The organism is Segatella hominis, assembly GCF_019249725.2.
Classification (GTDB): domain Bacteria; phylum Bacteroidota; class Bacteroidia; order Bacteroidales; family Bacteroidaceae; genus Prevotella.
In genome coordinates this window covers 1,487,501-1,506,013 of record NZ_CP137559.1, presented here as the reverse complement: position 1 = coordinate 1,506,013, position 18,513 = coordinate 1,487,501, and the positions used below count along the sequence as shown (strand labels likewise).

The 18,513-nt window shown below is 42.8% G+C and carries 12 protein-coding genes, 2 tRNA genes and 2 rRNA genes (1 of these 16 running past the window's edge); 6 read left to right on the top strand and 10 right to left on the bottom strand.

Going from position 1 to position 18,513, the window contains the following annotated elements; all coding sequences use genetic code 11:
• Positions 1-110 precede the first annotated feature (110 nt).
• The 8 genes from KUA50_RS06230 to KUA50_RS06195 all read right to left on the bottom strand — a co-directional run bounded on the left by KUA50_RS06230 (position 111) and on the right by KUA50_RS06195 (position 10,550).
• The gene (locus tag KUA50_RS06230; protein WP_022111247.1) at positions 111-1,286 is read right to left on the bottom strand and encodes an aldose epimerase family protein; all 1,176 of its coding nucleotides are present in this window, start codon (positions 1,284-1,286) and stop codon (positions 111-113) included.
• Between the two features lie 312 nt (positions 1,287-1,598).
• Positions 1,599-2,759: a galactokinase gene (galK, locus tag KUA50_RS06225; protein WP_218456625.1), complete on the bottom strand. Its 1,161-nt coding sequence runs from the start codon at positions 2,757-2,759 to the stop codon at positions 1,599-1,601.
• A 119-nt stretch (positions 2,760-2,878) separates the two neighbouring features.
• Positions 2,879-4,204 carry an MFS transporter gene (locus tag KUA50_RS06220; protein WP_218456624.1) on the bottom strand — a complete coding sequence of 442 codons (1,326 nt, stop codon included), beginning with the start codon at positions 4,202-4,204 and terminating at the stop codon, positions 2,879-2,881.
• A 149-nt stretch (positions 4,205-4,353) separates the two neighbouring features.
• Positions 4,354-5,439: an aldose epimerase family protein gene (locus tag KUA50_RS06215; RefSeq protein WP_218456623.1), complete on the bottom strand. Its 1,086-nt coding sequence runs from the start codon at positions 5,437-5,439 to the stop codon at positions 4,354-4,356.
• A gap of 120 nt (positions 5,440-5,559) precedes the next feature.
• A complete protein-coding gene (locus KUA50_RS06210) occupies positions 5,560-6,834 on the bottom strand; it encodes a bifunctional folylpolyglutamate synthase/dihydrofolate synthase (protein WP_218456622.1) in 1,275 nt (424 codons plus the stop codon).
• Positions 6,835-6,934: 100 nt separating this feature from the next.
• Positions 6,935-8,095, bottom strand: coding sequence for a molecular chaperone DnaJ (gene dnaJ, locus KUA50_RS06205; protein WP_218456621.1), 1,161 nt, complete (start codon positions 8,093-8,095; stop codon positions 6,935-6,937).
• A 38-nt stretch (positions 8,096-8,133) separates the two neighbouring features.
• A complete protein-coding gene (locus KUA50_RS06200; RefSeq protein ID WP_118119116.1) occupies positions 8,134-8,790 on the bottom strand; it encodes a nucleotide exchange factor GrpE in 657 nt (218 codons plus the stop codon).
• A gap of 140 nt (positions 8,791-8,930) precedes the next feature.
• Entirely contained in the window at positions 8,931-10,550 is a 1,620-nt protein-coding gene (locus KUA50_RS06195; protein ID WP_134843550.1) for an ABC-F family ATP-binding cassette domain-containing protein, read from the bottom strand.
• Positions 10,551-10,739: 189 nt separating this feature from the next.
• On the opposite strand from KUA50_RS06195, the gene KUA50_RS06190 reads away from it, so the two are divergent.
• Complete coding sequence (locus KUA50_RS06190; RefSeq protein ID WP_022111255.1) at positions 10,740-11,672, top strand: RluA family pseudouridine synthase; 933 nt, start codon at positions 10,740-10,742, stop codon at positions 11,670-11,672.
• Positions 11,673-11,974: 302 nt separating this feature from the next.
• Here KUA50_RS06190 and KUA50_RS06185 read toward each other — a convergent pair whose 3' ends face one another.
• Both KUA50_RS06185 and KUA50_RS06180 read right to left on the bottom strand, forming a co-directional pair.
• Complete coding sequence (locus KUA50_RS06185) at positions 11,975-13,042, bottom strand: patatin-like phospholipase family protein (RefSeq protein WP_218456620.1); 1,068 nt, start codon at positions 13,040-13,042, stop codon at positions 11,975-11,977.
• Positions 13,043-13,154: 112 nt separating this feature from the next.
• A complete protein-coding gene (locus KUA50_RS06180; protein WP_218456619.1) occupies positions 13,155-13,820 on the bottom strand; it encodes a B3/4 domain-containing protein in 666 nt (221 codons plus the stop codon).
• Positions 13,821-14,116: 296 nt separating this feature from the next.
• Between KUA50_RS06180 and fucO the strand changes: the two genes are divergently transcribed.
• The 5 genes from fucO to KUA50_RS06155 form a co-directional block, all read left to right on the top strand.
• Positions 14,117-15,271, top strand: a complete 1,155-nt coding sequence (gene fucO / locus KUA50_RS06175) for a lactaldehyde reductase (protein WP_218456618.1) — start codon at positions 14,117-14,119, stop codon at positions 15,269-15,271.
• 740 nt (positions 15,272-16,011) lie between these two features.
• Positions 16,012-17,543: ribosomal RNA gene (locus KUA50_RS06170) — 16S ribosomal RNA — on the top strand.
• A 130-nt stretch (positions 17,544-17,673) separates the two neighbouring features.
• A tRNA-Ile gene (locus KUA50_RS06165) sits at positions 17,674-17,747 on the top strand.
• A gap of 23 nt (positions 17,748-17,770) precedes the next feature.
• Positions 17,771-17,844: transfer RNA gene (locus KUA50_RS06160), tRNA-Ala, on the top strand.
• Positions 17,845-18,071: 227 nt separating this feature from the next.
• Positions 18,072-18,513: ribosomal RNA gene (locus KUA50_RS06155) — 23S ribosomal RNA — on the top strand; it runs 2,455 nt beyond the window's last position.
• Together the 16S and 23S rRNA genes with 2 tRNA genes alongside form the textbook arrangement of a ribosomal RNA operon.

Sequence of the window (18,513 nt, the reverse complement as noted above, 5' to 3'; positions counted from 1 at the left end):
GTTTATTATTAATAGTTTTATCTTTCCCCTTTATAGAGTTTTCTTCTCTTTGTTGAGTTTTCAGAGCCTTTCCTTAAATGAATAAGGAAAAGGCTTTGATAAGAGGAGTCTTATTTCTTTACGCTAAATTTATAAGCAAGGTGAGAGTAGTATTTCTCGCCTGGTTTTAAGGTTGCGTCAGTCCAATCCTTCACTCCCTGTGAAATCTTGGTAGGAGAGTCTGGATATTTCTGGCTCTCGAAGCATACACTTACATGCTTAGGATACTTGATGCCATGCTTGCAAGAGATGCCTGTGCCCTGGAAGTTACCGGTATAGACTTGAATACCTGGTTCATTGGTGAATACTTCAAGCAGGATTCCACTCTTAGGAGAGTAGAGGCTGGCGCAAACAGTCTTGTCATCGCCCTTGCCATTCTTGTATGTGTTCAGGCACCAGTTGTGGTCATAACCTGTAGCATTCTTAATCTGCTCAAAGTTGTAATCCACCTTCTTGCCAATTTCTGTAGGAGTGCGGAAGTCCATAGGAGTACCTGTCACATCCTTGATTTCTCCTGTAGGAATATAGAGTTTGTCTGAAGGAGTGAACTTGTCGGCATTCACATACATAATCTGGTCGAAACCTTCCTTGGAAGGATCGCCGTTGAGATTGAAGTAGGAATGGTTGGTCATATTGATGACAGTCTCCTTATCTGTTGTTGCTCCAAATACGATATCAAGGGTGTTGTCGCTCTTGACAGTATAGGTGGCTGTTGCTGTTACATTACCAGGGAAACCATTCTCGCCATCCTTAGCATGGATAGTGAATGTAACGGATGAATCGTTTTTGGCTGTTACGTCGTAAACCTGGTTCAACCAGCCTGTGGCACCGCCACCATGCAGACAGTTGCCATTGTCGTTTGCCTTCAACTGATAGGTCTGGCCATTCAACTGTAATTTGGAGTCCTTGATGCGGTTGGCATAACGACCTACAGAAGAACCATAGTCTGATGGTGAGTTGAGGGTGTCGGCATACTGGTGAATATTGTCATAACCCAATACAACGTCTGTTGGCTTACCATCCTTGTTTGGCACAGAAATGGAAACTACGCGTCCACCATAATTGGTAAGACAAACTTCCATACCCTGATTGTTCTTGAGGGTAATCAACTCCGTTTTCTTGCCGAGGACAGTTGAGTCGAAATCAGCCGGATTTAAACCAGACTGTGTGAGGTTTGAATTCTCACATGCAGAAAGCATGACTGTTACTAAGCCAGCTCCCAAAATTAGATTTTTGATATCTTTCATTTTTAGGTTGATTATTAGAAACTTTATTATTTGGGTGTAAAATTAATACTTTATCTCGAAAGTACAATACTTTTTCCTTATTATTTTTGTTCTAAAGTGTGTTTTTAACACTATTTGTATTATTGTGGACGAAAACAGGGATGAAATAGCTTAAAATAGTCTGTTTGTATGTGACATGATGGAAATAAGAAAAGTCCACGAAAAACTAACCTTTTATTAGTTTTCGTGGACTTGTTTTTTCTGATACATTATATAATTATACTTGATATAGCATATCATGTGTATTAGTTATATAATATATTATAATGTATATTAGCAAACCTTGTGAGAACCCTCAGAGATAACTACAGGGTAAATCTCAGGAGCATGACCATACTTGGCTGTGAACTTAGCAGTAACATCCTCTACGAACTTGTCATAGATGTCGTCCTTTACCAAGTTGATGGTGCAACCACCGAAGCCGCCACCCATGATACGGCTACCTGTAACACCATTCTCCTTAGCTACGTCGTTCAAGAAGTCGAGCTCCTCGCAACTTACTTCATATTCCTTGCTCAAACCATAGTGAGTTTCATACATTTTCTGACCTACAGTCTCGTAGTCACCCTTTTCGAGCGCATCGCAGACTGCCAATACGCGGTCTTTCTCGCCCAATACGAAGTGAGCGCGGCTGTAATCCTCTTCGCCAACTTCTGCACGAACCTCTTCCAACTGCTCCCATGTACAATCACGGAGGGTTTCGAACTTAGCCTCTGGATGCTTAGCAGCGATGTGCTTAACCACATTCTCGCAAGAGTTACGACGGTCGTTGTATGGAGAACCTGCCAACTCATGCTTAACCTTAGAGTTTACCAAGCAGAGCTTATAGCCCTGAGGGTTGAATGGGAAGTACTCAAACTCGCGGCTGTTGCAATCGAGGCGCATCAATTTACCTTCCTTGCCGAATACAGAAGCAAACTGGTCCATGATACCGCAGTTTACGCCGATATACTTGTGCTCAGTAGCCTGACCGGCCAATACGAGATCCCACTTAGAAACCTTGTTGTCACCGAAGAGATCGTTCAAAGCAAATGCGAAGCAGCTCTCAAGAGCAGCAGAAGAAGACATACCTGCACCGAGAGGCACGTCACCATAGAATGCAGCATTGAAACCTTTCACCTCAACACCCAATGACATCATTTCCTGACAGATACCATAGATGTAGCGTGCCCAAGAAGTACGAGGACCCTCAGGATCATTCACCTTGAATTCTACACGGTCTTTCAAGTCGATAGAGTAGAGCATTACTGTATCTGTACCGTTAGGACGAATCTCTGCCATGATACCCTTATCTACTGCACCTGGAAATACGAATCCACCATTGTAGTCGGTGTGTTCACCGATAAGGTTGATGCGGCCTGGAGACATATAAATATTACCTGTTTTACCATCAAAGTGCTTGATGAAGCGGCTTCTTACTTTTTCGATATCCATAATTCTTATAGTTTAGATTGTTAAATTGTTAATATTTAAAAGATTTGCTTTATTTAGTAAATGGCTTTCCGTGAGTTGTACTCATGGAAAGCCAACCATTATAGAGGGTATTCCTAAGATTATTCTACAGGAATGTCCTTGTTGATGTTCTTGCAACCAGCGATTGCATAGAAGAACATGTAACCCATAGAAATGAGAGGTACGATGTAGCTCAACATGTAACCTGCATTATCGGCGATGAAGTTCTGTACCAATGGCATCAAACCACCACCTACTACCATCATCATGAAGATGCCTGAAGCCTGGGCTGTATATTTGCCAAGACCCTCTGTAGCAAGGTTGAAGATACTTGGCCACATGATAGAGGTGCAAAGACCGCAGAGTACCAAGAACATGGCTGAGATAGGAACTGTTACCAACTGGAATGAAGAACCTGTAAATACAGGCATATCTACAGTTGTTGATTTGCCAAGAAGTACTGCCAAAAGAATGAACAGCATACCTGCACCATTAGCGACAATCATCATAGAACGGCTTGAAACCTTGTTGGCAATGAAGCTGGAGCACAAACGGCCCACCAACATGAGCAACCAGTATGTTCCTGCTACGAAACCACCGATAGCTGCTGCGTTTGCCAAGGCTGCGCCGTTGATGAAGCCACCACCATTGGCAGTTGTGTCTGAAATGTAGAAATTCAAAGTTCCTGGGATACCTACCTCAACACCTACATATACGAAGATGGCGATAACGCCGAGGTTGAAATGGCGGAATGCCCATGGTGAATGCTCGAATACAGTCTTGTCAGTTGTCTTACCCATCTCAGGATCCTTGATAGGGATGAAGAGCAAGCATATAAAGGCAGCTGCAAATACTGCGAGAGCGATGTAAAGTACCAAGTTGACATCTACCATCTGGGTATTGGCTGTTACTGTACCGATAAGGGCACCTACGAGCATTGGAGTTAAAGTACCAGATAAAGAATTCAGTGTACCCCCAATGAGGTTCAACTGGTTACCGCGGTTACCACCGCCACCGAGAAGATTCAACATAGGGTTTACTACAGTATTCAGAATACATACAGCAAAACCTGAGATGAATGCACCGAAGAGATAAACAGAGAAGCCTGATACATCGACACCAAACTTACCTGAGAGGAACTGAATGAATACGCCGACAAAACCAGTAGCAATACCAGTAAGAGCTGTTTTCTTGTAACCAATTTTAGTCAACAATTTACCAGCAGGGATACCCATGAAGAGGTAAGCCAAGAAGTTCATGGCATTACCTAGCATACCAATCATGTTGGCGCTACCGCTATCGGCAAATACGTTTTTCCAGATGACTCCGATAGGAGCAGCTAAGTTTGTGACGAATGAAATCATCGCATAGAGGAACATCATCGTGATAATGGCAATGATGTTACCATTTTGTTTTTGGTTTTCCATTTTTTCTTTAATAGTTGATATTTAAATGTTTTGTTTATAGACTTGGAAAGGAGTGGCAGTTCAAAAACTGCCACTCCTATGTTTAAATGTATGGTCTATCTTATAAATAAGGTTATCTTAAGGATAAGACTGAACCATACAAGTTTCTTTTATTTGTCAACACCAAACTTATAGATAGTTTTCTGTGTGTATGTTTCGCCTGGTTTCAAGCGTACACTTGGGAAATATGAGCGGTTTGGTGAGTCTGGGAAGTGTTGAGCCTCAAAGCAGACTGCACTTCTGCGTGGGAATGTTGCACCATGCTGACCCTTGATACCCTCCAGGAAGTTGCCTGTATACATCTGCAAACCTGGTTCGGTAGTATAAACTTCCATTGTACGACAGCTAACAGGATCCTTGATTCTTGCAGCAAAACTCAACTCGCCTTCTTCCTTCTTGTTGAGTACGTAGTTGTGGTCATATCCTGAACCATTCTTGATTTGCTCATTGTCTGCATTGATATCCTGACCAATCGGTTTCGGTTTGCGGAAATCAAATGGAGTGCCTTCCACCTTCAAGATCTCACCTGTAGGAATAGAAGTCTCATCGATAGGCAAATAGAAATCAGCATTCACCTCACAAATGATATTGTCAATGGTTGGTGTAGGGTTGCCGATACCTTGGATTGAGAAGAAACCGTGGTTTGTCAGGTTCACGATAGTCAACTTGTTGGTTGTAGCCTGATACTTGATAACCAACTCGTTATCGTCAGTCAAGGTGTAAGCCACCCAAACGTCCATTTCTCCTGTAAAACCTTCTTCTCCGTAAGGGCTGGTATATTTTAATACGACAGCATTCTCGCTCATGCGGGTTGCATCCCAAACGTGTGCGTGGAAACCGGTAGGACCGCCATGCAAGTGATTCTTGCCATCGTTGCAAGCCAACTGGTATTCTTTGCCGTGTAATGTGAACTTACCGTCACAAATACGGTTTCCATAGCGACCGATGAGTACGCTTAGGAAAGGCTCTGGTGAATTGATAACATCCTGGATGTTGTCATGACCCTGGATGAGGTTAGCATAATTGCCATCTTTGTCTGGCATCATGATAGCCACAATTGCACCGCCGTAGTTTGTTACTGCAACTTCATTGCCCTGACTATTCTTCAAGATGAAGAGGTCGGTCTGCTTTCCATTTACAGTGGTCTGAAAATCTTCTCTTTTCAGACCACAGAGGTTTTCTACTTTTTCGCTCATAATATCCTAATTTTTTAGTTACTTTATCGTTTAAGTTATTATCTACTGCAAAGTAACTAAAAAAAAATGATTATTACAAATATTTTAGCAATTTATTGATTTAAAAAAACAAAAAATAACTTATGAAAGGAAATCGGCTACAATGTAACTTGACCCTCCAACGAAGATAAAATCATCTTCAGCAGCGTCTGCCTGTGCTGCTTTAAATGCTTTATTAACAGAAGAATACACGTTTCCGTTGAGTCCTAACGAAGTGCCTAATTCCGCGATTTTTTCCACTTTTATGGCTCTTTTTGTAGTTGCTTGTGTCCAATAGTAAATTGCGTTCTTTGGAAGCATTTTCATCACAGTTGTGACATCTTTGTCATCTACCATGCCAAAAACGATGCGAAGCTGTCTGCATGCTTGTGCCTTGATCTGAGGAGCCAGATATTGCCATCCGCCTACATTATGACCTGTATCGCAGATTACCAAAGGCTTGTCTTGTATCTTCTGCCATCTACCCATCAATCCTGTCAGTTCTGTTACATGGGAAATTCCATATTTGATGGATGTTCCTTTGTTCTTGGCAAGTGTAAGATACTTGACGGCATTAAGGATGGTGTTCATATTCTTGGCCTGATAATCGCCGCAGAGTTCTCCTGTCAACTTACCCCATGTACGGGTAGTGTATTCCATTTTTCCATTAATATGTTCTGCTTTCTGGATTTCCTGCTGGTTTTCATCTTGGGCGAAAATGATAGGAGAGTTTTCTTTCTGTGCCTTTTGCTGGAAAACAGGACGTGTTTCTGGCAGATCTTCTCCGATAATGACTGGTACTCCTGGCTTGATGATGCCTGCTTTTTCGCCTGCGATGTCAGCCAAAGTGTTGCCTAAGAACTGGGTATGATCCTTACTGATATTAGTGATGATAGATAGGATAGGGGTGATAATGTTGGTGCAGTCCAAGCGACCACCGAGTCCTACTTCGATAATGGCGATATCAACCTTTTGTTCGGCAAAGTACTTGAATGCCAGAGCGGTGGTCAATTCAAAGAATGATGGATGTAGAGGTTCGAAGAATCTGCGTTCTTTTTCTACGAAATCGATAATGTATTGTTCGCTGATGCATTCTCCGTTTACTCGGATACGTTCACGAAAATCTACCAGATGTGGAGATGTAAAGAGTCCAACTTTGTATCCTTCTGATTGAAGAATGGCAGCAAGGGTATGAGAGCAGGAACCTTTGCCGTTGGTACCTGCGACATGAATGCTTTTGAACTGGCGATGAGGATGTCCGAAATGCTTGTCAAGCGTTTCGGTGGTTTGCAAACCTGGCTTGTAAGCCTTGGCACCTACCTTTTCAAAAACAGGAGTGCTGTTGAACAGATATTCTATGGTTTCTTGATAATTCATTGCTTTTCTGCGTTTATTACACCTTATTATATATATAAAGGAGCAACCCTGCCTTTGCCAGACAGGATTGCTCCTTTCATTTTTATCAATATATTCTCGTTTATTTAAAGAGGTTTTTGAAACTTTCAAAGAGAGACTTCTTGGTGGCACTATCAGCCTTGAAGTTCTCGCATTCTTTAAATTTCAAGACAAGTGCTTTTTCCTCCTTGGTAAGGGTCTTTGGTACAAATACGGTGATGTTGACGATGATGTCACCCTTTCCGTAACCATAACCCTGTACGGCAGGAAGTCCTTTTCCTCTGAGGCGCATCTGCTTGCCTGGCTGGGTTCCTGGTTCAATCTTGAGGGTAGTCTTGCCATCAATAGTTGGTACTTCTACCTCTCCGCCAAGAGTTGCAGTAGTGAAATCAAGAACAAGATTGTAATACAGGTCCTGACCGTTACGCTCAAAGATGTCGCTCTTTTCTTCCTGGATAAGAACCTGAATGTCACCATTGATGCCATTATGCTTGCCTGCATTTCCTTTGCCGCGAACACTGACACACATGCCGTCTTCAACACCAGCAGGAATGTTGATTTCTACGACTTCATCACCTTTTACGATACCATCACCGCCACAATGCTTACACTTGTTCTTGATGATGGTACCTTCTCCATGACAGTCTGGGCATGGAACCTGAGTCTGCATCATGCCGAACATAGAGCGAACGGTCTTGATAGTATATCCTGTACCATTACATGTATGGCATGTTTCTGGTTGTGCACCGCCTTCGCATCCTGTACCATGACATTCCTCACAAGTAACATCCTTGCGAATTTTGAATTTCTTGGTAACACCTGTGGCAATTTCCTGCAAAGTGAGTTTTACTTTCACGCGCAGATCGCTTCCCTGATATTGCTGGCGAGCACCGCCGCCACCAAAACCTCCGCCAAATCCGCCGAAACCGCCGCTGTGTCCTCCGAAAATGTCTCCGAACATGGAGAAGATGTCATCCATATTCATGTTGCCACCTCCGCCAAATCCACCGAATCCACCTTGTGGACCGTCGAATCCGAACTGGTCATATTGCTGGCGCTTCTGAGGATCTCTTAAAACATCGTAAGCCTCAGCTGCTTCCTTGAATTTCTCCTCAGCCTCTTTGTTGCCGGGGTTGCGATCAGGATGATACTTGATGGCAATCTTTCGATAAGCCTTCTTGATCTCGTCATCGGATGCTGACTTATCGACGCCCAGCACCTCATAATAGTCTCTCTTAGCCATTTGCTAACTTCTGATTGAATGTTCTGAATATCAATTGATTATTGTCCTACTGCTACTTTTGCGTGGCGGATTACTTTGTCGTTGAGGGTGTAACCTGTCTGTACGCAGTCGATAACCTTACCTTTCTTGTCATCGCCCATTCCCGGAACCATAGCGATGGCCTCATGGAAATCTACGTCAAAGTCCTTGTCTGTAGTCTCTATCTTCTTTACGCCTAATCCTTCCAATGTCTTGATGAATTTATTGAAAATCATCTGAACACCTTCTTTGATAACCTTAGGATCTTCACTCTTATCAGCAATGGCACGCTCAAAATCATCGAGTACTGGCAAAATGGCTGAAATTGTTTTTTCTCCGCCATTGAGTACCAGTTCTGCTTTCTCTTTGAGAGTGCGTTTGCGATAGTTTTCAAACTCAGCAGTCTTGTAGAGCAATTGCTTCTTGAGGTCTTCCACTTCTTTTTGAGCTTTCTCAAGTGGATCCAATTCTGTTTCTTCTGCCTTTTTGTCGGCAGCATTGTTGTCCTCTGTCTTTTTGTCAGCATCGCTGTCAGATTCGTTCTCTGCACCCGCATTTTTGTCAGACTGGTTGTCTGCAGCATGGGTGTTTTGTTCCTGCTCATTGGATACTTGCTCGTTGTGAGCCTGCTCCTCGACGTTGCCGTCTTCTATATTTATATCTCTTTCTTTAGACATAGTTGTAAATTTACTTTTGATTTTTTTAGAATCTTCATGACAAAAAGTGTGCCAACCTGAAAAGGCTGGCACCTATTATATATGTATGTATATAAGACTTCTCGTTTGTCTTTGCAATATTCAATCCTGTATGAGTAGGATTACTGCAATCCGTACATCTTAGCTTTTTGCTCCTTGATAGCCTCGTCGTAGATATACTCGTCGTAAGACATGAGTTTGTCGATTGTGCCAGATGGAGTCAGCTCGATGATGCGGTTTGCTACGGTGTTGATGAACTCGTGGTCATGGCTGGCAAAAAGAATATTGCCCTTGAATGCCACCAAGTTGTTGTTGAAAGCCTGGATACTTTCCAAGTCCAAGTGGTTGGTTGGAGTATCAAGAATCAGACAGTTGGCATTCTGCAACTGCATACGGGCAATCATACATCTCATCTTTTCACCACCGGAGAGTACGTTTACTTTCTTCAGTACTTCCTCACCGCTGAAGAGCATTCTACCCAAGTAGCCCTTCATGGCTACCTCATTACCCGGACCATATTGGCTCAACCAATCTACCAGGTTCTTATCGCTTTCAAAGAACTCAGTATTGTCGAGTGGGAGATAGGCTGTTGTGATGGTAACACCCCACTTGTATTCACCTCCATCAGCCTTTCTGTTGCCATTGATGATTTCAAAGAGAGCGGTCATCGCTTTTGGATTATGAGAGAGGAATACTACCTTTTCGCCCTTTTCGATATTGAAGTTTACGTTATCGAAAAGTACAGTTCCGTCCTCGTCGCATGCCTTCAAACCTTCTACCTCAAGAATCTGATTTCCTGGTTCACGGTCCATCTGGAAGATAATGCCAGGATATTTACGGCTTGATGGGCGGATTTCCTCAACGTTGAGTTTCTCGAGCATCTTCTTACGAGAGGTAGTCTGCTTGCTCTTTGCAACATTGGCAGAGAAACGGCGGATGAATTCTTCCAACTGCTTTTTCTTCTCCTCAGCCTTCATCTTCTGGTTTTGAGCCTGACGGAGAGCCAACTGTGAACTTTCATACCAGAAAGAGTAGTTACCGGCAAACATGGTTACCTTTCCAAAGTCGATATCCACGGTCTGGGTACTTACTGAGTCGAGGAAGTGACGGTCGTGAGATACAACCAATACGGTTTGCTCGATGTTGCTTAAGTATTCTTCCAACCATTCTACAGTATCGAGGTCGAGGTCATTGGTAGGCTCATCGAGGAGAAGGTTGTCTGGGTTTCCAAAGAGAGCTTTTGCCAACATGACGCGCACTTTCTCTGTGTTAGAGAGTTCACCAACAAGCTTGTTGTGCTGTTCCTCTTTTACGCCAAGATTCTGAAGAAGTTGTGCTGCATTGCTTTCGGCCTCCCAACCATTCATCTCTGCAAACTTCAACTCCAGGTCTGCAGCTCTGTTACCGTCTTCTTCTGTCATTTCTGGTTTAGCATAAAGGCGCTCACGCTCCTTCATGTTTTCCCAAAGAGGCTGGTGTCCCATCAAGACGGTGTCCATTACACGAAATTCGTCGTATTTAAAGTGGTCCTGCTCCAAGACAGAGAGACGCTCGCCTGGTCCCATTTCTACACTACCCTTATTTGGCTCAAGATCGCCACTGATGGCTTTGAGCAAAGTTGATTTACCTGCGCCGTTGGCACCGATAATACCATAGATGTTACCATGAGTGAACTTGAGGTTTACATCCTTGTAAAGAACTCTTTTTCCGAATTGGATTGCAAGATTTGTTACTGTGATCATTATTAATTAATACCTTTTCTTTTTTAATTTTGGCTGCAAAGTTACGAAAAAATATTTGAATATCAATGCTTTGATGATAAAACTTGCTTAATTTTTAGTTAAAATGTCACAGAGGCTTGGTGGTGTTGTCAAAAAGAAGTACTTTTGTATTTTAAAACATTTGAAAATTGAAAATAATAGAAATAGAATATGGCGCATCAAAGCAATAAATGGCAGAAAAGTGCCAACCAAAGGGGAGGCTATGGCGTTCCTAACGAATATGCTCACTATGTAGTCGGAAAACCGGCTCCGCTTCTGGAATGGCTTCTTGAAAATATCAAAGGGGAGAGTAAAACCAAGATTAAGTTGACTCTCCAGGGACGAGGTATTAAAGTGGATGGTAAGATCATTACGCAGTTTGATTATGCGCTGCGTCCTGGTATGAAAATCTCAGTCAGCAAAACTAAGAAAAATAATGATAAGTTTAAAAATCGATTTGTTAAGATAGTTTACGAGGATAGGTATCTTGTCGTTGTTGAGAAAAACGTGGGTATCTTGAGTATGGCTGCTGGGCATTCTACGCTGAATGTGAAAGCTGTTCTGGATGACTATTTCCATAAGTCACGTCAGAATTGTCAGGCACATGTCGTTCATCGCCTTGATCGTGATACTTCTGGTCTGATGATTTATGCGAAGGATAAGCAGACTGAACTTGCTTTGGAGAATGATTGGCACAACAATGTTTATGACCGTAGATATGTAGCTGTTGTCTCTGGAGAGATGGAGGAAGATGAGGGAACGATTGCTAATTGGCTCAAGGATAATAAAGCTTATATTACATATAGCAGTCCTACCGATAATGGAGGAAAATATGCTGTAACTCACTTTCATACGCTCACTCGTTCGACTGATTATTCATTGGTAGAGTTTCGCTTAGAGACTGGTCGTAAAAATCAGATTCGTGTGCATACTGCTGATATGGGACATCCTGTCTGTGGGGATATAAAATATGGCAATGGAGATGATCCTTGTCATCGTCTTTGTCTTCATGCATATGTGCTCTGTTTTTATCATCCTGTAACTCATCAGCCTATGGAGTTTGAAACTCCTATTCCTGCTGAGTTCCGTAAGGTTTTTAAGTAAAAATATAGTATGGCTTTTGTGAAGTAATGAGTCTCGATTTTAGTCTTTTTAAATAAATTATAATAGTAAAATGGATGATTTCGGATATTATATTTTTGCCTTGGTTGTGCTGGTCGTTGGTTTCTTGATTGTAAAGAAAGTTGCAACATGTTTGGTTAAGACTATTGTCGGCATACTGGTATTAGCAATTTTGGCTGGTATCTATTGGGTGTATATTGCGTAAATAAGTTTTGGAGTTTTTGTGTCAGATATAGCAGAAAAGCGTTGCTGTAACCAAAATGTTTGGTAACAGCGACGCTTTTTTATTTGTGTTGCTTTTGTATTTTCTTATTGATTTTCAAGAGATCTTTCATGGCCTTTTTTCCAGCTTCTTCTCCTTTTTCTATCATCTTTATTACTTTTTTATCACTGAAGCTGGCTGCTGAAAATCCTTTTAAATCTGGATTGATATAAACGTTGACATGGCGAAGATTTTCTTGGTATTGGTTGAGGTCAGGACGCTGGGTTATCCAATGGAGAAGTTGCCCCATGAATTTCTCTGCATTTTCATACTTTTTGGCTTTCCGTTCTCTTTTCCAGGCTTTACTGTCTTCATGTTTCTTAACCGTTAGGTCAATGGCTATCACAATATCAGCTCCCATATCAAGCACCACATCTACGGGAAGATTATCCACCAGTCCGCCATCTAATAGTTCAATTCCATTGATATCGATGGCTTTGAAGGCACCTGGTATTGCCATACTGGCTCGCATGCTTCTTGCTAAATTGCCGTTCTTGAGTATCACTTTCTGCCGGTTGATATAGTCGGTAGCTACGCATCGGAAAGGGATGGGTAAACTATCGAAGGAAATACGATTTTGGTGGTGGATAGAATCTCCGTATTGAAAACTTTGCTTGTTTGTCATAGTGAGCTTGGCTGTTATCATGGAATCGAGTAGGCTGAAAATTTTATCACCCCGTATCATTCCTACGGATTTGTCAACCTGCTTGCTTCCCTTTCTGGCTATCGGGAATCCAAACAGATAGGTGACGCCATCCCGCTTAACAATGGGTTTGTCGCAGATTCCTATGTTGCGGTCTGTCAGCAAATTCATCCATTCCTGAGATCTGAACATACTGTCAAGTTCTTCACTTCTGTAACCGCAGGCATAGAGACCGCCAATGATGCTCCCGATACTGGTTCCTGCTATATAGTCTATTGGGATGCCGGATTTCTCAATATATTTCAAGGCTCCTACTGTGGCAGCGCCTTTTGCACCGCCACCACCCAAGACAAGTCCTATTTTGGGACGTTCTTCCTGATGTTTAGCCTCTGTGCTGCCTATACCTATTATATATATAAGGAGGCAACTTAATAGGAAAAATTTCATGGATGTCCTCATTGCTTTTGTTTTTGAAGAAAAATGCCAGTTTTGGGATGGTTCAATTTGTATTCTTTGGAATAGTCTGGAAATCAGAGATTATCTATTTGTCTGAGATTGCCTATTTGTAGATGAAATAAGTTCCTCCGTCGCTCATGCAGTATTTCTTGAGTAAAGTTTGGATGTATTCGGCATTTGCGCGAACATTAGCTTCGTTTCCATCATATCCGTTGATAAGCACGACAAGATGGGTCGTATTCATTTCCATCTTCGTTCGTTCATTATCGCTTGTTGGTGTGCCAACTCCTCCTATTTGGTCTCTATATACAGGTAATCCCTCTATATTAATAGTTCCTCTGCCTATACCTTCATAAGGCTCGCCGGCTTTTCCCACACCTAAGGTAAGGGTATCTCCTTGAAATTTATCAGCGTCAAAACCGCCGATGCTGTAACCGTAGGCTATGCTGGCTAAGTTTACGAGATCCACAAGGGTATCTCTTTGGTAAAGTTCCTTGTCCTGTAATAAGCGGCGGATTAATGCTTCTGAGGCAGGGCGATAGCGGGATGGGTCCTTGCCACAGGAACGATATACCTTACGGGTAGCAGCTATGCCACTCATGTCTTTGAGCGATTCTGTTGTCAATTCCTGTTTGTATCTTCTGCCCAGTTCTTCGATTTCATCCCAGAGTTCTTGGCAGTATTGTGTATTTATAACGGAAGCTTCTATGCATGCTCCAACAAAAGAAGGGCATACTGATTCTATTTCGGGTGATACTATGATTTTCATATGAATGTATTTCTGTTAATTGTTCTACTTATCCTTGGTGCAAAGTTAATATAAAAAATCAGAATCTGCAAGAATAAAAAATAAATTATAGCAAATTCTTAAGTTGTTTTCTCATTTTTCTCATTTAGTATTTCATGGAAAAGACTAATTTTGCGTTCGGTAAATCGTTTTCGTTCGTTTGACTCGATAAATACAATTAATGAATGATCAAAATACAATTGATGAGTCGGGTAAATGTAGAAGGCGATTTGATGAAGCAACAGATAATAATTAAAAACGAACTAAACAATGACATTATGGTGAACAGATTTATTCTTAATGAAGTGTCTTATTTTGGCCCAGGTGCCCGTAAAGAACTCCCAACTGTAGTTGCAAATCGCGGATGGAAAAAAGCTTTGGTTGTTACGGATAAGGGATTGATGAAATTCGGAGTTGCGAAAATGGTGCTGGATGTGCTGGATGATGCAAATATCGCATACGAGGTTTTTGATGATGTCAAGCCAAATCCAACTGTTACAAATGTAACGATGGGTGTTGAGGCTTGCAAAAAGGCAGAAGCAGATTTTATTGTTGCGATTGGTGGTGGTAGTTCGATGGATACTGCCAAGGGTATTGGAATCGTCGTTAACAATCCGGAGTTTGCTGATATCGTTTCTTTGGAAGGTGTGGCTCCTACTAAAAATAAGTGCTTGCCAATAGTGGCTCTTCCTACTACTGCAGGTACGGCTGCTGAGACAACTATCAATTATGTGATTATAGACGAGAAGCGCCAGCAGAAGATGGTGTGCGTAGATCCTAATGATATTCCAGCAGTTGCTATTGTTGATGCAGAATTGATGTACTCTTTGCCAAAGGGGTTGACTGCTGCTACGGGTATGGATGCAATGACACATGCTATTGAAGGATTGATAACCAAGGCTGCTTGGGAAATGAGTGATATGTTTGAGTTGAAAGCCATTGAGATGATTTATAAGTATCTGCCAATAGCTGTGAATGATCCAGAGAATCCTGAAGGAAGAAATGGTATGGCTGTTGCCCAGTATATTGCTGGTATGGCTTTTTCCAATGTGGGTTTGGGTGTAGATCATGGTATGGCTCACCCGATGAGTGCTCTTCATGATGTTCCTCACGGAGTAGCTTGTGCTATTCTTTTGCCAACAGTTATGCGCTATAATATGGAGGTAAGTATTTCCAAATATGTAGATATAGCTAAGGTTGTGGGTGTATATAAAAATGGTATGACTGATCAGGAAGCTGCAGAGGCTGCTTGTGATGCTATTGAAAAATTGTCCAGACTTGTTGGTATTCCTCAGCATCTTACAGATTTAGGCATTACCGAAGCGGATATTCCTGCATTGGCAGAACAGGCAATCACTGATGTTTGTACTCCGGGTAATCCTCGTGAAGTTACTAAGGAGGATATTCTTGCATTGTATCATCAGATTTTGTAATGATATATAAAACAATCTTGTGCCTTGTTTAACAAGTGTACTAAATGTGATAAACGACAAGCGTATGTAGCAGGCGGTAAAAAGTTTGTATATATCTTGCAATGGTATGTCGTATTACATTATTATATATTATAATATATCTGCCCATACTTTTATTTTTCCCTGCCCAGACAATAATTTTTCCGTGGGCAGGGAAAAATAAAAGTGGGGTGTTCCTTTGAGAATGGGTACTGTTAGGATTGCGTTTTTATGGAGATTGGTAAAAACATAAAAGCGTAAAAATAGACTATAATAAGATATAATCATATGTTTGTAGTCTTTTGTGTGCCCACACGATAAAATTCTGAATAGTTTTGAATAAGATGTCGAAAATAGCCTATTTGTATTCGTTTTTAATGAATATATGTTAAATTTGTGTTAAAATACAAACTTTTTTCTTGAATTATTTGGAGGGTAAGAAAATTGTTTGTACTTTTGCACTCGCTTTTGAGAAATCAAGCATTCCTCAAGGCGATAAAGAAAGAGTTCTTTGAAAGATTTTACATAAACAGACAAGTAGTACAAGAAGCGGTTAACTTCTTAGAAATAAGTAAGTTGACTGGGTAAAAGAAACGAACCGTCAAGAAATTGACAAGTCAGGTTTACTAAGCTTCAATAAACGAAAAAGGATATTCGTCCTAAGTACAGACAACAAACACTTCGCCTGTTTTTCGGAACAGGCAGAGTAAAAATGATATTTTACAATGGAGAGTTTGATCCTGGCTCAGGATGAACGCTAGCTACAGGCTTAACACATGCAAGTCGAGGGGAAACGACATCGAAAGCTTGCTTTTGATGGGCGTCGACCGGCGCACGGGTGAGTAACGCGTATCCAACCTGCCCACCACTTGGGGATAACCTTGCGAAAGTAAGACTAATACCCAATGATATCCCACGAAGACATCCGAATGGGATTAAAGATTTATCGGTGATGGATGGGGATGCGTCTGATTAGCTTGTTGGCGGGGTAACGGCCCACCAAGGCGACGATCAGTAGGGGTTCTGAGAGGAAGGTCCCCCACATTGGAACTGAGACACGGTCCAAACTCCTACGGGAGGCAGCAGTGAGGAATATTGGTCAATGGGCGAGAGCCTGAACCAGCCAAGTAGCGTGCAGGACGACGGCCCTATGGGTTGTAAACTGCTTTTATAAGGGAATAAAGTGAGTCTCGTGAGGCTTTTTGCATGTACCTTATGAATAAGGACCGGCTAATTCCGTGCCAGCAGCCGCGGTAATACGGAAGGTCCGGGCGTTATCCGGATTTATTGGGTTTAAAGGGAGCGTAGGCCGGAGATTAAGCGTGTTGTGAAATGTAGAGGCTCAACCTCTGCACTGCAGCGCGAACTGGTCTTCTTGAGTACGCACAACGTGGGCGGAATTCGTGGTGTAGCGGTGAAATGCTTAGATATCACGAAGAACTCCGATTGCGAAGGCAGCTCACGGGAGCGCAACTGACGCTGAAGCTCGAAAGTGCGGGTATCGAACAGGATTAGATACCCTGGTAGTCCGCACGGTAAACGATGGATGCCCGCTGTTGGCCTGAATAGGTCAGCGGCCAAGCGAAAGCATTAAGCATCCCACCTGGGGAGTACGCCGGCAACGGTGAAACTCAAAGGAATTGACGGGGGCCCGCACAAGCGGAGGAACATGTGGTTTAATTCGATGATACGCGAGGAACCTTACCCGGGCTTGAATTGCAGAGGAAGGATTTGGAGACAATGACGCCCTTCGGGGTCTCTGTGAAGGTGCTGCATGGTTGTCGTCAGCTCGTGCCGTGAGGTGTCGGCTTAAGTGCCATAACGAGCGCAACCCCTCTCCTTAGTTGCCATCAGTTTAAGCTGGGCACTCTGGGGACACTGCCACCGTAAGGTGTGAGGAAGGTGGGGATGACGTCAAATCAGCACGGCCCTTACGTCCGGGGCTACACACGTGTTACAATGGCAGGTACAGAGAGAGGGTTGTACGTAAGTGCGATCAAATCCTTAAAGCCTGTCTCAGTTCGGACTGGGGTCTGCAACCCGACCCCACGAAGCTGGATTCGCTAGTAATCGCGCATCAGCCATGGCGCGGTGAATACGTTCCCGGGCCTTGTACACACCGCCCGTCAAGCCATGAAAGCCGGGGGCGCCTGAAGTCCGTGACCGTAAGGAGCGGCCTAGGGCGAAACTGGTAATTGGGGCTAAGTCGTAACAAGGTAGCCGTACCGGAAGGTGCGGCTGGAACACCTCCTTTCTGGAGAGACGATTATCCTATGGAGAAATAGGAATCTGATAAAAGTTCGCTTCTCTTCTTGTACGCACCATCTGTTTAATTAAATAAGAGATAGAGAATGTTCGGCAGAGATGCTACTCTTTACCAACACAGTCCTATAGCTCAGTTGGTTAGAGCGCCACACTGATAATGTGGAGGTCGGCAGTTCAAATCTGCCTGGGACTACTTCTCAATTGATATCTCGACTTGGGGGATTAGCTCAGTTGGCTAGAGCACCTGCTTTGCAAGCAGGGGGTCAACGGTTCGAATCCGTTATTCTCCACTCCAAAGGAAAAGGCTGGTATGAAGTATTTTACTTTTTTACCTTTTTACCCTTTTACCTTTAAAAGATCTTTGACATATTGACACAAGCAAAACTGTAAGTAATGAACTTTAGTTCAGACTAAAGTAAATCAAATCGCAAGATGAGATTTCACTTTGTTAGAATACAGCTGAAAGTATGAGCTACTTATTCGTTATTCGGAAACGAGTAACAAGAATACAGTCGTAAAGAAAGTAAGAAAGGGCGTATGGCGGATGCCTAGGCTCACGGAGGCGATGAAGGACGTGATAAGCTGCGATAAGCTTCGGGTAGGTGCAAATAACCCCTGATCCGAGGATTTCCGAATGGGACAACCTAGCCGTCTGAAGGACGGTTACTAGCACCTAAGTGTTAGAGCTAACGCAGGGAACTGAAACATCTTAGTACCTGCAGGAAGAGAAAATAAATGAATGATTCCCCCAGTAGTGGCGAGCGAACGGGGAACAGCCCAAACCGTTGACGTCGCAAGACGCCATCGGGGTTGTAGGACCGCGACATTGTATTGAAATGGTGAGTGGAAGTATCTGGAAAGTTACATCACAGAAGGTGATAGTCCTGTACACGAAGCCAAATCAAGCATAGCGGTATCCTGAGTAACGCGGGACACGAGGAATCCTGCGCGAATCTGCC

Coding starts and splice junctions, on each gene's coding strand:
- KUA50_RS06190 (WP_022111255.1), top strand. CDS start 10,740: ATGGCGCATCAAAGCAATAAATGGCAGAAAAGTGCCAACCAAAGGGGA.
- KUA50_RS06210 (WP_218456622.1), bottom strand. CDS start 6,834: ATGAATTATCAAGAAACCATAGAATATCTGTTCAACAGCACTCCTGTT.
- KUA50_RS06195 (WP_134843550.1), bottom strand. CDS start 10,550: ATGATCACAGTAACAAATCTTGCAATCCAATTCGGAAAAAGAGTTCTT.
- KUA50_RS06220 (WP_218456624.1), bottom strand. CDS start 4,204: ATGGAAAACCAAAAACAAAATGGTAACATCATTGCCATTATCACGATG.
- fucO (WP_218456618.1), top strand. CDS start 14,117: ATGGTGAACAGATTTATTCTTAATGAAGTGTCTTATTTTGGCCCAGGT.
- KUA50_RS06180 (WP_218456619.1), bottom strand. CDS start 13,820: ATGAAAATCATAGTATCACCCGAAATAGAATCAGTATGCCCTTCTTTT.
- dnaJ (WP_218456621.1), bottom strand. CDS start 8,095: ATGGCTAAGAGAGACTATTATGAGGTGCTGGGCGTCGATAAGTCAGCA.
- galK (WP_218456625.1), bottom strand. CDS start 2,759: ATGGATATCGAAAAAGTAAGAAGCCGCTTCATCAAGCACTTTGATGGT.
- KUA50_RS06230 (WP_022111247.1), bottom strand. CDS start 1,286: ATGAAAGATATCAAAAATCTAATTTTGGGAGCTGGCTTAGTAACAGTC.
- KUA50_RS06215 (WP_218456623.1), bottom strand. CDS start 5,439: ATGAGCGAAAAAGTAGAAAACCTCTGTGGTCTGAAAAGAGAAGATTTT.
- KUA50_RS06200 (WP_118119116.1), bottom strand. CDS start 8,790: ATGTCTAAAGAAAGAGATATAAATATAGAAGACGGCAACGTCGAGGAG.
- KUA50_RS06185 (WP_218456620.1), bottom strand. CDS start 13,042: ATGAAATTTTTCCTATTAAGTTGCCTCCTTATATATATAATAGGTATA.